A 15144-nucleotide genomic window follows, 5' to 3' on the forward strand; every position below is an offset into this window, starting at 1 on the left:
CGAAACCGATCAGCCCTATCCATGTCGGAATCAGCGAGCTCGAGCGCGCGCTCGTAAAGACTGTCGTTGATCGTGGCTGGAGTGTCCTTGATTTACGGGTGCTCCGAACCCAGATTGGGGTACCAACCGGCATCAAGTTCGATGGCTGCCGGGCATTACATCGGGAAGTGCGCAAACTACCGGCTGAAAATCCGGTGCGACGTAACACCAGACGGCGCACATCCGGTAGCGCGGCGGCGCAAGCGCAGTCACGGTGCAACGCTTATTTCTGTCGATTCTCGTCGTGGAACTCGACGTCCTCGATCACGTCGCCGATATCCATGCGCTGGCCCGCGCGCTCGCGCACCGGTTGCTCGTGCATCTGTTGTGCGCGCATTGCCTGCTCGCGAAGCTCTTTGCGCAGATCGCGCGTTTTCCACCAGACAAAACCGCCGATCGCGATGCCTGCCCCAAGCACCACTGCCAACATCACGAGCGACACGGCGAACCCCACCACGAGCAGCGCAGCGCCGATCACCACGGCTAACACCTTCGCCAATAGGCTTGGTGGACCAGAACGCATAGTTGCGCCACTCTGCCTGAGTCTCTCCTGTTGCTTGTCAAATTGCATCACATCTCCGATCGCGGTTTTCCCGAGGCAGTTTCAGGGGTGAGGCGTAACAACGAGCTTAATATTCAGGCGGGTTGAGGTTGATTTGCTGATGGGACGCCTGCCCCTTGTGAACAAAGCTGCCCGGTTCATTAACTCAGTATGCGCCGAAGATCCGGTCGAGCGCCGCAAGAATGGCCTCACGTTGATTTGCAAGGGAACCGATGCACTTGCCAAGAGCGTTCAGCGGGACCGCGCTCATGCCCGGCGTATCAAGGAAACATTCTTCGCCGTGGACTTCGAACACGGGCAGTAGGTCGGATGGCTTACCGGAGAAGGCGAGATGTCTGACAGGTCGCAGAGGAATCACGATGCGCGTCGGCAAAATGCCGACATGGGTGCTTTGCGCGTCGAGCAGGTAAGGTGCCAGTTTGCGCGTCTCAACGTCGGGGTTCGCGTAGAGATCAAACTTGGCCATCAAAACGTCCTGTATTTCGCGAGCGGAAGCCCGTCGCGATCGACCATCGCAGTGTAAGCGGCGACCAGTTCAGCGTTATCCTCCGCCCAACGGCGCGCCTCCGCCTCCTGGATTTCTTCACGCACGCCGCGCTCGCTCGCCCGCGAAAGATTGATGCCAAGCTGCTTGGCCCGCTCAAGCACCTCGGGCGGCAAGGTGACGTTGGTGGATTTGCGCGGTCGAACTTCGAGTGCTTTGCCCATGTGCGACTCCATGTTGCATATCATGTGCATTATGCTGCACAAGCTAATCCGGTCGCAAGCGTGTCGGCGGCTGGCAGGCCACTGCGAGACCAATATCGCGCAATCAGGGAGGTCGGTCCAATGTACTTTTAGCAGACCGTCTGACCACGACGAAGTCATCTGATACGTTCGTTAGCGCCCTTTATGTCGTCCGAGCCGGGCTATGGTGGCCTGCGAGCCGGTGGCGCGGTCGTCAGGAGGTGACCTCATACGCTTGCCATCCGCGTGAAGTCTGTATAAATGTACAGTGCTGTTTTTATATGCAGTATTCTCGGGAGGCATGATGGAGCACCTGGTCAGGGTCTACAACGAGAAGGACCGGCAAACGCTCGAATGGCTGCGCAGGCACGTTGACGATGCCGCGATCGCCAGCGCCGTCGCGCAATGTACCGGATCGGGCAAGCCTTATCTCTCCATTGTCTGCAGAAGCCTGGGTGTGTGAACGCCGGCGTTTTCCTTGCAGCGCCGACATTCGTCGAGTCCGGTCGCGAACACTCCCTGGTGACCATCTGGGGCATTCTCGCGGCCCGGACGGCGTCAGCGAAACTGGTTGCTGTCCGGTAGGACGCGCACGCGGCGGTCACGGCTGGCGTAGGTCCGCTCCGCCCGTTCCTGACGCACGGAACTGCCCCACCCGGTTGCGCCCCGAGGCCTTGGCGCTGTACAGCGCCTCGTCGGCCGCGCGGATCACGCTGCTGACGTCGCCCTGCTGGTCGGGGCACCAGCTGGCCGCGCCAATGCTCGCCGTCACGCGCCCGTATTCACTGCCCGCATGCTCGATCGCTAGCTCACTGATCGCCGCGCGGATCTGTTCGGCAATCTGGCTCGCGCCGCCGGGCGCGGTATCGGGCAGGACAACGACAAATTCTTCGCCTCCATAACGCGCCGCACTGTCCGCGGGTCGCCGGATATTGTCACGGATGCAGCGTGCGACGGCGGCCAGTGCATCGTCTCCGGCCTGGTGACCATACGTGTCGTTGTAAGCCTTGAACCGGTCGATATCGACGAAAAGGAGGGAGAACATGCTGCGGGTACGGCGCGCCCGACGCCACTCCTGCTCAAGGATCTCCCCCAGCGTGCGGCGGTTGTGCAGGCCGGTGAGCCCGTCCGTTCTTGCGAGCAGTTCAAGTTCCGATTCGGCCCGCATCCGGCGGCGCAACTGCGCGCCCAGCAGGAATGACAGTCCGACGAAGCCGAGAGCAAACGCGGCCATCAGCGAGCCGATGGTGATCGCGCGTCGCCGCCACGCCGCGTAGATGTCCTGCTCGGCTTCGGCCACCATGATGATGAGCGGCAGGTCCGAAAAATTTCTGAAGTAATAGAAGCGGCGCACGCCGTCAATCGACGCCGTCTCAAAGAAACTGCCTTCCGCCGCGGTTCTAAAGCGCCGGAACGTGCTCGCCTTGCTGATGTCGCGCCCGGGCGTGCGCGCATCGTACGGCTGCCGCATGACCATGATGCCGCTTTTGCCGATCAGCGAAATGGCGCCGTGCGGCCCGAGGGAGAGTCCGGCGAAAAGCCTGTGAAAATAGTCGAGGTTGATCGTAATCAGCGCGATCCCGGCAAACGAGCCATCCGGACGGGAAATGCGCCGGGTCATGGCGATGCTGGGTGAACCGTCACGCAGGCGCGACTCGTAAGGATCGCTGATGTAGAGACCCGCGTTCGGATTGTCGCGCTGTACGGTGAAATAACGGCGATCGGCGAAATTGCCTGTGCGCGGTACCTCGCTGGCAGAATCGATGATGATGTTGCCCGAGGCGTCCAGCACCAGGATCGCACCAAGGTCTCGTGCAGTCGTGGCGCGATCGAACAGCACCTGCCCGCGCAGGCGCGGCGGCAATGCCATCACTTCCGGGTCGCGCACGCCGTCGACAACGGCCTGCAACGAGAGCGCGTACAGTTCCAGATTCCGCTCGATATCCCGCTCGGCGATGAGCGCCAGATTGCGCGATGTTTCGCGGGCGCGCTCCATTGCATCAAGGCGCGCCTGGTACAGCACCGCCGCAAACAGCGCCGTCACGACGAGTGCGATGACAATGCCACCGCAGACCAGCGCCAGCGGTGCCGAGCGGCTGCGCCAGAACTGGTCGGTCAGCGATGCGCGCCCTCGCCTGTTGTTTGTTACCGTCTGCACGATGCCTCTTCACGTCTGCGGACAATCCAGCTACGCATGCCCCGGGTCCGGGAAGGCACCATTGCTGCCTGGCTCGTCGCGTCGGCCGTTCCCCTCGATATCCAACGGACGAAAGGTGTTTGTGGATCCGCGAGATGACACACAACGCCCATTAGCAGGCCCAGGCGGCCATCGGGCGCCCACGGCACGGCGCGGATGCGGTCCTCCACTTCCCCCGCCCATGAGAGCGCCGGATATTCTACCGGCACACCACGGTGTTATCGGCAAACGTCACGCTTTCCTGAACGCGGTCCTGCCGAGGGCCCGTTTGTTCGCCACGCGTGCCGGCGCTGCCGGGAAAAACAAAATTGACCTGAAGCGTTGGTCGAGTCGGCAACTGTGGCGATGCGCGCTCAGAAGATGCGTATCCCGACAGCTGCAGGTGGCCATCCACAAGACGACCTTCCGTTGATCCACACGATTCAATCGTTCGGCCAGAACGGTAAGCCGCTTCGACGCACTTGCCGATACTCCCTTCGAGACTTCATTGTCATCGGCTACTGGTGATGGCCCGATTGCATGCGTCCCAGCTTTGCAAATTTGCCACATCCATTTGAGCTATAATAAAGTCTCATTTGGAGATACCCGTGAACGCGCCCGCCACCTCCGCCCGTCGCCCGGCCCGCAAGGCTGCAGTTCGTCTCCCGGCAAAACCCGCCGCGCCGTCGCGGGCCGCCAAAGTGCATGCGACGAAGATCAACGACTACCTCACCCTCTATCACGCGCCTCCGCTCGAGCGCATCAGCTTCATCAAGCACGGTGTGGATGCCCACGACGTGTACGTTCTTGCGCGCAACATGGGAACCTCGCAGGATAATCTGATGGTGACCCTGGGGTTGCCGCGCTCGACCATCATCCGTAAGGCCAAGGGGAAGGCGCGCCTGTCTGCGGAGCAGAGCGAACGGGTGATCGGTATGGCAAGGCTGGTCGGCCAGGTCGAAGCGATGGTCGCGGAATCCGGTGATCCGGCAGGCTTCGACGCTGCCCACTGGGTGAACGAATGGCTGGACCAGCCCAACCCGGCACTGGATCAACGCCGTCCTGCCGAGTTCATGGATACGGTCGCGGGACAGGAATTTGTCGCTGCCCTGCTGGCGAAGGCACAGAGCGGAGCGTACGCGTGACGGTCGCGGTCTGGCGGATCGCGACCGAAGCGCCCAACTACCCCGCAGACGATCTTTCCGGTGCCGGCGCGAAGGTGACGGGTGGCCGGTGGAACCGGCGCGGAACGCCGGTTTTGTACTGTGCGTCGACCATCGCCCTGGCCTGTCTGGAAACCGTGGTTCACATTCGCGCGGCGGGATTGCCGCTGAACCGCTACCTCGTTCGTCTGGACGTGCCCGACAACGTCTGGCAGGCCGCGACGGTTTTCACGAACATCTCAGCGCCCATCGGGTGGGACGCAATCCCCCCCGGTATGACGAGCCTGGATACAGGTGAGAAATGGATCTATAACGCCGCCACCGCCCTGCTTCTTGTGCCGTCCGTCATCGTCCCGGAGGAGACGAACGTCCTCATCAACCCGGCACATCCGGATGCAGCGGGCATTCGTGCGCAGAAAGTGCGGCGTTGGACCTACGATCAGCGAATGGGTTAAGGCTATGCGAGGCCTTCGACGGCCTCGAATGAAAGCGCGTAAAGGTCGTCAGTGATTGCCGCGTCAAAATGGTCGATGGATTGAGCGCCGAGGCGTTGGATGCGTCTCTATGCCTCGGACCGCTGACCCGGCACACCAACGGTGGCATTCCTTCGAGCAGCGGGCCGTGCGCTCACTTCTGGCTGCGTTGTGCTTCCCCGCGCGGCACCCACGAACTCTCGCGAGGATGATCCGACGCCAGCACATCGATCACCTTTCAACGGGAAGAGGCTGCCCGTTCTCCGACCGTGTACCTCCCGTTGCCATTCAGACCGCGAGCATTGTGCCTCGACAGCCGGCTACCCGACAGTGGCACGCGTACCTTCGGGCAATCGCAGCAGTCCGGCGACCTTCAACCTGAAGCTGATAGTCAATGAAAAGTTCCACGCCCTTTCCGATGGGACGGGTCGTCCGCATGAATACCCGGTCGTCATCCTGTTCAGCCTCGCGGTTCGGCGAGCAGCTGTGATTGAGCCACCGGGCGGGATTCCCTCCCCGGGCACCATCAATCACCCGCGCGCCATCCAGCGCGAAGAAAAACGTGTGGCCGTCTTCAGCGCCCGAAAGAGCGTAGGCCTGTTGTGCCTTTTTCCACGAGACAAGTGCGCCTTTATATTCGAGAAGGTACGTGTCGGGCTGGAGATCGACCAGCGCGAAAACGCCGCGGCCATGACGATCCCTTTACCGGCGAAGAGCGCTGGTTCGACGCGAAACCGGCAACGGTTCGGATCAAGGCACGTGCGCTGAAAAAGCTGAAGGACGCAGCGGCTTGATTTGCATCGCATCTGCTGCCTGGTGCGCGGCGGTATCCATGCGGGCCCTGGAAGGGCGTGCGCTGGCTTCGTTTCACATATGTTCGCGCCTTATACGACGCCCGCGTCAGTCTTCGCGATTACCCTCTCCAACGCCTCCTGACCGGCCCTCGTTCTCGCTGCACGAGCGCCACTCGCGCAAATCATATCCAACTCGCAATGCGATTGGGCGAGGTTTTGGGAACCGTCGCACGCAATTCCCGAATCACGAATGCGGTCAAAGCACGTCAGCGCACGGCACACTTGCGGAAGTGGCGTCGGAGTTTCTATCCTTCATGCGAGGACCTATGCGTTATAGGGCTCTGAGTTCAAAACCCGATTGGAAATTAGCGCAAACGACACTCCATGTCGCGAGTGCGCTGCTGCTGTCCATACGCACGGTGTGCTCGATGTGTAGGCGCGCGGCATCCGCCGCCCCCGCGCGTTCGCGGCCGAGTCGCCAAGGCGCTGCGGCCCGGGCGACGCACAAGAGAACAAGCGAGGGACCGACGTGCCCGCGATCTTCATCAGCTACCGGCGCATCGACAGTAAGGCCTACGCGGGGCGGCTCTTCGATCGCCTGAGCCAGCACTTCGGCACCGGCCACGTGTTCATGGACATCGAGGGTGGCATCCAGCGTGGAGAAGATTTCGCGGACGCTCTGCAGCGCGCCGTGGAGTCGGTCGACGCGATGATCATCCTCATCGGACGCCAGTGGTTGACCTGCACCGGCCACAACGGTCGGCGCCGGCTTGACCAACCCGACGACTGGGTACGCCAGGAAACGGCCATCGCGCTGCGGCGCGGCATTCTGGTCCTGCCTGTACTGGTCGACGGCGCGAACATGCCGGACGAGGCCGACCTGCCCGAGGACATCCGCGCGCTTGCGCGGCGTCAGGCGAGCGAGATCAGCGACACTCGTTGGAGCTACGACGTATCGCAGATCGCCGCGATCCTCGCACGCAAGCTGCGCCGCTCACTGTGGCGCCGCGTGCCGGGACGCCTCGTGGGCACAGCTCTGGCCGCACTGGCCATCGCCGCAGCAGGCATCGGCTTCTTCCTCTGGCGTCCGCTGTCCACACCGCCCCTATCCACAACTGCCATTACCAGCACGGCCAGCAACGCTTCGACCGGCGCGGCCCCCGCCCCGCCGCCGGTCGCCTCGCGTCCGGCGGATCCAACGGCTCCGGCCGACCTGAGCGGCTTTTGGCGCGACGACGAGGGCGCGCTCTACAAGGTGGTGTCGGACTCGAGCGGCGGTTTCGACATGGCGCGCATCGAGCCGCCGGAGAAAGATCCCACTTACCGCAAGATCGACCTTCACGGACGCGACGTGGAAATCGCAATCGGCGTGCTGCCCTCGGGAACCCAGCAGGAACGGGCCGACATGGAACTCTCGATCGATGGCCGCTTCATGACCGGTCTGCGCAAGAGCACGCAGATCGAGGATACGGCCACTAACTGGGTGCTGCGGCGCGCTGACCCGCCGCAGGCAGGGAGCGCCTCATCGGCTGCCGACACCGGCGGGCGGAGCGCGCCGCAAGCCGGCTATCAGACCTTCTCCGACCCAAAATACACCTTCTCCTATCCGGCTAACGAATTCACATTCAAGAAAATCTCCGACCCTAGTGGTCACGATGGATTTGAGGCACGCTCTGTTCACGGCAATGCGTTCATACAGATATTGAAGAGCGATTCAATAACTGCCGAGTCAACACAAAGTCTATACGACGCCTGGATAGTTTCGTGCGCCAAATCACCGCCCCCTTATCACGTGGTGAAACCGGGACGGATTATCGTTTCATGTCTTCAGAGTTTGGGGAATGGAGACGTAGTCTATCGTTATAAATTGCTTGGATCAGACGTCGGAGTAACACTCTTGATGCGCTATCCCGAATCGGAAAAACAGCAATGGGACAGCGTAGTCGCAAACATCCAAAGGTCTCTAAAACTCACTGACTAGCGAATCAAGTACTGCGTAGTCGATCACGTGGCATACCGAATGCGTTTCGTTGAACCGGTTGTGAATCACGTGAGGTTCCTTCTGTCGACGCGACTGTGTGCTACCCAGATCGCCGAATTGTCGCTGAAGCGCAGCGTGCTCCTCGCGCACAGCCAGCAGTCCCTTAGGCTCGTCGGCGGAGAGAGTGACGTTGATCGGCATGTCGCTTAGACCGGCACGCCAGGGCACGTCGGACACCATTGAGTAGACGTCGATGATAGCGCGCCCGCGAGAAGCTGCACTGCCTATCGAGTCAACATTCATAGGTAACCTAATCGCTGTACATAATAACAAAAAAGGTTCATGGCTCCAAGACACCGTCGTGTCCGACTCCCGCGACGGCCCGAAGCAACGGCGGGTGACGGGCCACGGTCAAGCCCGTGTAGACATCGAGGTATCGCAGCGCCATCGTCCTGGATGTGAAGCGAATTTCGAACTGATCCCGCACTCTGCTACGCGAAAGACCATCGAGTTGCGCCACTGCGCGCACTGCTTCGGCTACATCGCCCACAATGTATCCGGTCACGCCGTGCTCAACCACTTCCGCTGTCGAACCGCGATTGAACGCGATAACGGGCGTGCCACACGCCATCGCCTCGATCATCGCCAGACCGAAGGGTTCGGGCCAGTCAATGGGAAACAACAGCGCACGGGCGCCCGACAGGAACGCGGGTTTCTCGGCCTCATTTATCTCGCCGAGGAAGTCGACGTGAGGCTGCGCCAGCAGCGGCTCGATCACGCTGCGGAAATAGGCTTCGTCAGCCTTGTCCACTTTCGCGGCAATCTTGAGAAGCATACCGGCCCGGGCAGCAATTTCGATAGCCAGATCAGCGCGCTTTTCCGGACTGATCCGGCCCAAGAAGGCCAGATACGTTGGCTGCACGTGCGGCAGCGGCGTCAGCAGCGACGCTGGCACCCCGTGGGGGATCGTATCAAGCCAGTTTGCGCTGGGAAGCGGCGCCCGCTGCGACCCGGAGATTGACACTACCGGTGCCTCGGAAAATACATCGAACACTGGCCGCAGTTCCGGCAAATCGAGACGGCCGTGCAATGTGGTCAGGAAGGGTGTACCAAGCTGCGAGAAGACCGGGAACGGCAAGTAGCTGAGATGGAAATGCAGTATGTCAAAGTCGGGAGCTTTGCGACGAACCTGTTCAAGCATCACGAGGTGCGGCGCAAGCGGATCGCAAACTGACGGATCGGAACGTAGCGACTGCGGCCAAGCTACCTCGAGGTGTGCCCGGGTGCGCGAGTCGCCACTCGCGAACAACGTGACATCATGGCCGAGGTCGATCAGGGCTTCCGTCAAATACGAAACTACTCTTTCTGTTCCTCCATAAAGCGCAGGCGGTACTGCCTCGTCTAAAGGCGCGATCTGTGCGATACGCATTGGGCGACTCCGTTGCAAACCGATATCGGCGAGCACGCGGGCCACAAGGCAAACCTAACGCTGTTTTCTCTCATAACCCTGCGTACGTCCGCGACGCCAGTGCCTTGGCGAACGTGCTCGAATCCAGCATGCGGCGTTCCCAAACCGTAAATGTTTCATGAGCGCGCTCGGCGCGGCTATCGGTGCGCCACTGCTCGCCCCTCTTTCCAAACCGCATCCGTTGCAGGGCTTTGGCCTTGGCTCGGGGGGCTGGATGATTGTTACAACGGTACTCGCAGTTTTCGTTGGCCCGTACCCGCCGTCCAACTCGCTGCGTTGCCATAGCCTTCGCGAAACAGTCGCTCGTGTGCCCGCCGCGGAAGCGTCGGTGCATATCACGGGCTTCGGTGCTTTTTGCGCCAACAGCCACGTCGGCTTGAGACGTGCTGGTGAAAGGCTGCAACCCCGGTTTCGGGCCGAGCGGCGCGTTCGACGAAGCAGCAATGGCTGGCCGCTTGGAGCGCAGGACGTTATCCCGCACGATCGCAACTTGAAAAGTGTTCGCAATTGATCGCCCATAGCACAGAACCCTGTCACGATAAATGCCTCGCCGAGGCGTCGCTTACCCGGGCACGTTATCGACCCGAGCGACATGCTGCGTGTCAGAGATTGGGCGTGAATGCCTCGTGCGACTTATGGGAGACGCCGCGCTTGAGTGTTCGCGCCACCGCATATATTGTGCTTAGGCGTTCCACTCCGAGACGTTGTGTCAAAGTCCCGCCGAAGCCGCTTAAAAAGTCATACGTAGCGGCGCCTGAGAATCCGTCAAAATCAAATGTCAGCTTGCGGCGGATAGCCTCCTGGATCGCGGACCATATCAAAAGGCTGATCGCTCCGCCAGGAGACCCCTGGGCGCGCGAAGAGAGAAGATAGTACATGCTGTCGCAATCCCAGACGAGGCCGATGACGCCGGCTAGCCTGCCCCCTCGATCATATGCGCCCAGAAGATGCCCCGCTCTCCTTTCAACAAATGCATTCACGAGTTCGCGCATGACGACGGTGCCATACGCGTTGGTTCGCGACCGCGACGCGAGATTCGCTTCGTAGAATCGAAGAAACTCCCTCGGTGCTTCGACTGGACGCACAGTCAAGGTCGTCGCTGCATTCCGGACGACGTTGCGTGTCTTGCTGCTCATGCGCACCCACACCTCAGGCGCCGTGCAATCCGGACCGATATGAAACGTGTACCGTGCTGAAACGGTGAAGCCGCGCAGCGCAAAAGCAAGCGCATCTTTCACGCGGTGGTCGAAGACCTGGAAAAAACTGTCGAAACGCGGCAACTGTTCAATCAGGCGCGTTGTGACGTGCATGCGATGCCGGAATTCACGCACAGGATCGGCCCCAATCGGCTTGATGACAGGGCCCAGCGTTCGCGTCAGCGGCGGCAGACGCGAGACGCGCCACACGCCCTTGCGGGCGAGATAGTAAGGCATTTCACCCAGCAACTGGTTGCCGTGCATGACGGTCGCCATTCCCCAGTCGCCGCCCGTCGCAATGTCGAGCCACCAGCGCTCGTGGAAAATGGAATAGGCTGGGGTTGCCGCCTGCCTCGACGAAGAAAGCGTTTCAGGTGTCCGCGCAGGTGGACAGTCTGTGGAGCGCTCTGAATACAGCTGTGAGAAATGTCCGATTGCCATAACCATGTCCCTGCGTGCATAGCCGAAACGAGTGCGCAAATTCCGCGCCCAAACTGTTTCGTCTGCATCCGCCGCATATAACCGGTTTAGGCGCCCATGAGATGCGGAGCAAAAGCACTCCGGGTCGCGCCACGGTCCGTGCACAACGCTTTTGTGCGGCCTCGACAGCGATCTGCGCTCTATTCGGCTAGGGGTGCCGGCGTGCCTTCACCGGACCCGTTCGCGCAGAGCGCCGTGCAAGAAGTGCATGCGCGACCGCAGGGCAGACATGACTGACCTGACCAGTCGACGTCGCACCCGCGATATCTGGAAGAACAACAATGAGAATTCCCTGAGCCGACCACGAGAGGTGAGCACCACAACCGGCGTCCTGTGACGTGTTTCGCGATTCACCCAGTGAGTCTTGTATTCGTTGTACAAAGGCCGCATATCAAAGTCTCGACCGTTGGCGTGGGCCCACCTGGCAACGAATTCGGTCAGCAGATTGCCTACGGAGTAGCGGTTGTATGTTTCGTCATACGTGAAAATCCAATACTCGAGGACGCGTGGCCCGACAAGGTTGATCGAAGCGCAAATCGGCACACCATCCATCTTCACGAAGGTAACCAGTGGCACCGTTGACAGGTCTGTCTGGCTAGCAAGCGCAACGAAGAAGTCCCGGACTTCGTCTTCCATCAGGTACTTCGTATTCAGACCGCGATTAAGCGCCCATTGCCGCTTGTTCGCAAACAGCCAGTCCACGACTGCGACGGCATCGTCGAGAGTCGTGCACCATCCAAATTCGGCGCTGCCCATAGCACTGAGTCCCTTCCCATAACGTCGCAGGTTCCTTCGAAGCGATTGTGACAAGGTGCCCAGAAAGTCTTCCCATCGTGCGAATGCGCGCAAGCCTACCGAATATCCAGGCAGCACGTTCAATCGCTCCGGCAACAGCTTTTGCACCCACGACTGCGGCGCCGCCCGAAGCGCCTGCTGCAACAGACTGCCATCCTCGACGAACGGAATCTCCAGAACGTCCGCCGGAACCTGCATGACGGCGCGAATGCTTTCTGCAACGACGGATGCCGTCGCCCGTTCTTTGATAAGCGGCCCGCCGTACTCTTCGTGATTGCCGCAGGTCAATACTGTCGCGACGCGCAGAATACCTTTCCGGTTAATCGCAAGCGGCCATAGCGCCAGCAAGGTATCGTTGTCGTAGATCATCACGACAGCAACGACTGCGCCCGTGGCGATCGCACGTTTCGCTGCAAGTTCGCAGTACTGATAGGTGAGGCATGGGGTGTGGTCTTCGGACGCGGCTTGCAATGCTTGCCATTGAAGGCGGAGAGTTTCGAAAGACTCGGGTGTCTCGACGATGTGAACGGCGTATCGCCACAGCGTCACCCCGTGCGCTGCGGATAAATCGGCTGAGGCCTGAAAACCCATCTTACGTCGCCCCCTAGCGATCTGGCTTTTCCGGGATGCCATTGACTCGTGCCACTATAAAAAGCCCAGATGAGCGCCGACGATTTTTTTCCCGCTGCAAATGAACCGCGCATATGGCTCAAAACCGGGTGCGCGCGCGCAGGCAAGGCAGTCCGACCGATGCTTTCAATCCTAACAGTCGGGGTCGCGCGAGTCCCTCGGGAATAGCCCCGATTCTTCGGACGGTTGAGAGGCCAAAGGCGACGTTACGAAGCTCGCAGGGGTTGAATGCGCATCCCGCGGCTTTACTCGTGCAACGGAAAAGCGCTATCTACTTCCGAATACTTCCGGAACTGGTGCTACAGCCTTCCGACGCCGCTAGCAGACATGCAAGACGGGCCCTATCCCAGTTTTGCAGTGCTTCTGCGTGCAGGGGTCCATGACGATCCAGCAGAATTCATTGCAAGATTTGCATGGGGCCGACTATCTTCGAAGGCGGATATCCGGGAATCCGGACACCGTCGACGGATTCGCGGAGATGCCATCGGGGCCGCCCCTAGCCCATGTGCTTCAAGAGCGCTTTCACGGCAACGGGCGGCGTCATCGAACGCGCGTGCAATGCCGTCGCCCTCGAGCTGGTTAGTGGGACTTCCCGCACGGATGCGGCCAAGACTTCTAGCAGCGATTGGTTCGACAACCGATCGTGTCGCTACCCACGATCTCGAACTCGATCTCGGCGACGCTGACGAACCCAAGGGTATCGGGGCGTTACCGCGCCTCGGCCATCATGGTCGCTCGGTTATACAACGGCGATGCTTGGCTGACTTTGGTTGAGTTCGTTGGCGTTGCATTTCGTCTCGCCTGCTTACCGTTTGTCACGACATAAGGGTCAACGTTGGCGAGTCGATGAACGTTTACACAGCCAGCACTGTCCAGTGCAGTGCACTTCCAAGGGAGGAAACCATGAAGAAGATCGTCGCAGCACTCGCATCCGTACTGCTCGTTACCACGGCACTCGCACAGACCACTGCGCCCTCGGACGCTGGCAAGGCACAGATGAAGGCAAATAGCGAGAAGAGTGAAGCACAGGCTACGGCCAATAAAAAGAAGGCTGAAGCTCAGAGCGACGCCGACAAGGCTCAGGCGTCAGCGAATGAGGACAAGGCTTCGGCTCAGGCCGACGCTGACAAGAAGGCCGCGAAGATGGAAAAGGCAACAACGCCGAAAGAAGCATCTGACGCACGCGGGGACGCCATGAAGGCGCAGGCCCGGGCCGACAAGAAAAAGCACGCTGCGCAGGCCAAAGCAGACAAGAAGAAACATGAAGCTGCCCAGGATGCAAACGTGGCTCAAGCGAAGGCCGACAAAGAGAAGGTCGAGGCACAAGGCGATGCAAACAAAAAGGCCGCCGACGCCAAGGTTGACGCCGCGAAAAAGCAGTAAACCCGGCGTTTGCCTGTAGTGGTCTGGAGCAGGTCAACACGCAACACAAAGTGAACCGTGATCCGCTCCGTGGGCGAGACCCCGTTCTCGCCCTTTTCTTCTTCTCCCGAAGCGCACGTCCGCATATCCCAAGTCCGTACGCCCTCTTGACGTGATCACACCCTCGCGTGAATGGCCACCGCCGAAGAGCAATTCTCACGTTCAGAAGTTGAAAATGGCTAGAGTTCAATCCTGCGGACGCCGTACTGCGCCGGAACGGGTAGTTCGGGCAACGAAGCCGGTCAATCCGGAAATCATAGTGCAACCGGCTGGCCCAGTGCTTCTGGACAACGAAGCGCAGTAGTCGTGTCTATCTCAACCGCGTTCAAGCGTTCAGATTCCCTCGACGCGCCCGGCTGTGAGTACGGGTCCGGTGGGTTGCCCGGTTGGCGATCCCCCTTGCGGTTCGAGGGACACCGCGAGCGTGGTCTGTGCGCCGAGCGCATCAAGATACTGCGTGACCGGTCCGAAGCCGAGGACACGCTTCAGGACGTGTACGTCACAGCCTGGAACCAGGCGGCCACGCTGCAACGACCGACGTCAATCCCGTCCAGCGCCAGAACGACAGGCTGTTCCATAGCCCCGCGCGGCGGCCCGTCTGCGTCCAGCCTAGCTGCAATCTGAAGATCGATTCCTTAATTCGCCCCGGTTACGAGAGCGACGGGTTAGTCGTGCATAGCAATCGCGTTATCGTAATGCGCTCGCGTGTCTGCAAGCCATGCTCATTCCGTGCCGCTCGATCAGCGAACCCCAGCCGCCCATGCTTCGGCATCAGCGCCTGCCGGGTTGCGCATTGGGTATGACGGATCCGTCGCCGCGCGCCACACGGACTCGGCGACGTCCTGTGCCCGGGTGATTGACGAAGAAGTATCCTGCAGCCCCGCGACAACTTTGCTGGCAAGATCGGCGTAGGCCGCGTGGTCGAAGCCGTGTATGCGGGCCCGCGTGTTCTCGCCAAACCTGGTGTCGGGGGCGTGCCCCGGCAGCACCAGTCGAACACGCACGTGGAACGGCTCGACCATTCGCCACGAAGCGCTCAGGCGCCTTGATCGCCGTGAGCATGCCAATCGTCGCACTCACCGAGTGACCTACAAAAATAACCGGCCTGGTCGCCAGTCCTTCGACGATGTCCAGTACGTCATCCGCGTAACCGTGCAGGGACGCGTATCGGGCGGTTATAGGCGGACAGGCGTTCATAGGACCGCCGATGACCGGGTTAGAGCCGATTGTGGTATAGAT

At 60.6% G+C, this 15144-nt stretch carries 14 protein-coding genes and 2 pseudogenes; 7 read left to right on the forward strand and 9 right to left on the reverse strand.

All coding sequences use genetic code 11. The features are described 5' to 3' along the window. Nucleotides 1-262: 262 nt before the first annotated feature. From C2L65_RS43580 to C2L65_RS43590, 3 genes are all read right to left on the reverse strand, one after another. Nucleotides 263-610 carry a hypothetical protein gene (locus C2L65_RS43580; protein ID WP_042305805.1) on the reverse strand — a complete coding sequence of 116 codons (348 nt, stop codon included), beginning with the start codon at nucleotides 608-610 and terminating at the stop codon, nucleotides 263-265. A gap of 136 nt (nucleotides 611-746) precedes the next feature. Next, nucleotides 747-1067 carry a CcdB family protein gene (locus C2L65_RS43585; protein ID WP_042305804.1) on the reverse strand — a complete coding sequence of 107 codons (321 nt, stop codon included), beginning with the start codon at nucleotides 1065-1067 and terminating at the stop codon, nucleotides 747-749. Continuing rightward, nucleotides 1067-1309 (reverse strand): type II toxin-antitoxin system CcdA family antitoxin, encoded by a 243-nt coding sequence (locus C2L65_RS43590; protein WP_036001467.1) that lies wholly within the window; start codon nucleotides 1307-1309, stop codon nucleotides 1067-1069. The genes C2L65_RS43585 and C2L65_RS43590 overlap by 1 nt, the downstream gene beginning before the upstream one ends. A 319-nt stretch (nucleotides 1310-1628) precedes the next feature. Here C2L65_RS43590 and C2L65_RS47255 point away from each other — a divergent pair, with 319 nt between their 5' ends. Further along, a complete protein-coding gene (locus C2L65_RS47255) occupies nucleotides 1629-1790 on the forward strand; it encodes a CppA family protein (RefSeq protein WP_341865861.1) in 162 nt (53 codons plus the stop codon). A 138-nt stretch (nucleotides 1791-1928) separates the two neighbouring features. On the opposite strand, the gene C2L65_RS43600 is transcribed toward C2L65_RS47255, so the two are convergent. Then, nucleotides 1929-3446, reverse strand: coding sequence for a sensor domain-containing diguanylate cyclase (locus C2L65_RS43600; RefSeq protein ID WP_042305896.1), 1518 nt, complete (start codon nucleotides 3444-3446; stop codon nucleotides 1929-1931). Nucleotides 3447-4111: 665 nt separating this feature from the next. Here C2L65_RS43600 and parS point away from each other — a divergent pair. Beyond that, nucleotides 4112-4648 carry a type II RES/Xre toxin-antitoxin system antitoxin gene (gene parS, locus C2L65_RS43605; protein WP_052426841.1) on the forward strand — a complete coding sequence of 179 codons (537 nt, stop codon included), beginning with the start codon at nucleotides 4112-4114 and terminating at the stop codon, nucleotides 4646-4648. Continuing rightward, the gene (locus C2L65_RS43610) at nucleotides 4645-5121 is read left to right on the forward strand and encodes an RES family NAD+ phosphorylase (protein WP_042305802.1); all 477 of its coding nucleotides are present in this window, start codon (nucleotides 4645-4647) and stop codon (nucleotides 5119-5121) included. The genes parS and C2L65_RS43610 overlap by 4 nt, the downstream gene beginning before the upstream one ends. 306 nt (nucleotides 5122-5427) lie before the next feature. On the opposite strand, the gene C2L65_RS43615 is transcribed toward C2L65_RS43610, so the two are convergent. After that, on the reverse strand, nucleotides 5428-5811 hold the full coding sequence (locus C2L65_RS43615) for an SET domain-containing protein (RefSeq protein ID WP_081920809.1): 384 nt from the start codon (nucleotides 5809-5811) through the stop codon (nucleotides 5428-5430). Between C2L65_RS43615 and C2L65_RS46980 the strand changes: the two are divergent. Together C2L65_RS46980 and C2L65_RS43625 are read left to right on the forward strand one after the other, a co-directional pair. Next, a pseudogene (locus tag C2L65_RS46980) lies at nucleotides 5808-5933 on the forward strand (HU family DNA-binding protein); the annotation flags it as partial. The gene C2L65_RS43615 and the pseudogene C2L65_RS46980 sit on opposite strands and share 4 nt — an antisense overlap. A 529-nt stretch (nucleotides 5934-6462) precedes the next feature. Then, on the forward strand, nucleotides 6463-7914 hold the full coding sequence (locus C2L65_RS43625) for a toll/interleukin-1 receptor domain-containing protein (RefSeq protein WP_052426826.1): 1452 nt from the start codon (nucleotides 6463-6465) through the stop codon (nucleotides 7912-7914). Nucleotides 7915-8254: 340 nt separating this feature from the next. On the opposite strand, the gene C2L65_RS43635 is transcribed toward C2L65_RS43625, so the two are convergent. Then, nucleotides 8255-9343 carry a glycosyltransferase family 4 protein gene (locus C2L65_RS43635; RefSeq protein ID WP_042305799.1) on the reverse strand — a complete coding sequence of 363 codons (1089 nt, stop codon included), beginning with the start codon at nucleotides 9341-9343 and terminating at the stop codon, nucleotides 8255-8257. A gap of 157 nt (nucleotides 9344-9500) precedes the next feature. Here C2L65_RS43635 and C2L65_RS43640 point away from each other — a divergent pair, with 157 nt between their 5' ends. After that, a complete protein-coding gene (locus C2L65_RS43640) occupies nucleotides 9501-9893 on the forward strand; it encodes a hypothetical protein (protein WP_103254689.1) in 393 nt (130 codons plus the stop codon). Between the two features lie 91 nt (nucleotides 9894-9984). Here the strand turns inward: C2L65_RS43640 and C2L65_RS43645 are convergent, their stop codons facing one another. Together C2L65_RS43645 and C2L65_RS43650 are read right to left on the reverse strand one after the other, a co-directional pair. Next, nucleotides 9985-11019 carry a GNAT family N-acetyltransferase gene (locus C2L65_RS43645; protein WP_233446735.1) on the reverse strand — a complete coding sequence of 345 codons (1035 nt, stop codon included), beginning with the start codon at nucleotides 11017-11019 and terminating at the stop codon, nucleotides 9985-9987. A 207-nt stretch (nucleotides 11020-11226) separates the two neighbouring features. After that, nucleotides 11227-12444, reverse strand: coding sequence for a GNAT family N-acetyltransferase (locus C2L65_RS43650; RefSeq protein WP_042305894.1), 1218 nt, complete (start codon nucleotides 12442-12444; stop codon nucleotides 11227-11229). A 942-nt stretch (nucleotides 12445-13386) separates the two neighbouring features. On the opposite strand from C2L65_RS43650, the gene C2L65_RS43655 reads away from it, so the two are divergent. Next, nucleotides 13387-13866 (forward strand): hypothetical protein, encoded by a 480-nt coding sequence (locus C2L65_RS43655; protein WP_042305797.1) that lies wholly within the window; start codon nucleotides 13387-13389, stop codon nucleotides 13864-13866. A gap of 779 nt (nucleotides 13867-14645) precedes the next feature. Here C2L65_RS43655 and C2L65_RS46985 read toward each other — a convergent pair. Continuing rightward, nucleotides 14646-14924 (reverse strand): annotated as a pseudogene (locus C2L65_RS46985) (short-chain dehydrogenase/reductase); the annotation flags it as partial. Between the last annotated feature and the right edge of the window lie 220 nt (nucleotides 14925-15144).

The sequence above is a fragment of the Paraburkholderia terrae genome (assembly GCF_002902925.1).
Lineage (GTDB): Bacteria > Pseudomonadota > Gammaproteobacteria > Burkholderiales > Burkholderiaceae > Paraburkholderia > Paraburkholderia terrae.

Excerpts from the sequence above, each read along its gene's own strand:
- C2L65_RS43580 (WP_042305805.1), bottom strand. The coding sequence starts at position 610 with ATGCAATTTGACAAGCAACAGGAGAGACTCAGGCAGAGTGGCGCAACT.
- C2L65_RS43655 (WP_042305797.1), top strand. The coding sequence starts at position 13,387 with ATGAAGAAGATCGTCGCAGCACTCGCATCCGTACTGCTCGTTACCACG.
- C2L65_RS43650 (WP_042305894.1), bottom strand. The coding sequence starts at position 12,444 with ATGGGTTTTCAGGCCTCAGCCGATTTATCCGCAGCGCACGGGGTGACG.
- C2L65_RS43640 (WP_103254689.1), top strand. The coding sequence starts at position 9,501 with ATGAGCGCGCTCGGCGCGGCTATCGGTGCGCCACTGCTCGCCCCTCTT.
- C2L65_RS43585 (WP_042305804.1), bottom strand. The coding sequence starts at position 1,067 with ATGGCCAAGTTTGATCTCTACGCGAACCCCGACGTTGAGACGCGCAAA.
- C2L65_RS43645 (WP_233446735.1), bottom strand. The coding sequence starts at position 11,019 with ATGGCAATCGGACATTTCTCACAGCTGTATTCAGAGCGCTCCACAGAC.
- C2L65_RS47255 (WP_341865861.1), top strand. The coding sequence starts at position 1,629 with ATGATGGAGCACCTGGTCAGGGTCTACAACGAGAAGGACCGGCAAACG.
- C2L65_RS43590 (WP_036001467.1), bottom strand. The coding sequence starts at position 1,309 with ATGGGCAAAGCACTCGAAGTTCGACCGCGCAAATCCACCAACGTCACC.
- C2L65_RS43635 (WP_042305799.1), bottom strand. The coding sequence starts at position 9,343 with ATGCGTATCGCACAGATCGCGCCTTTAGACGAGGCAGTACCGCCTGCG.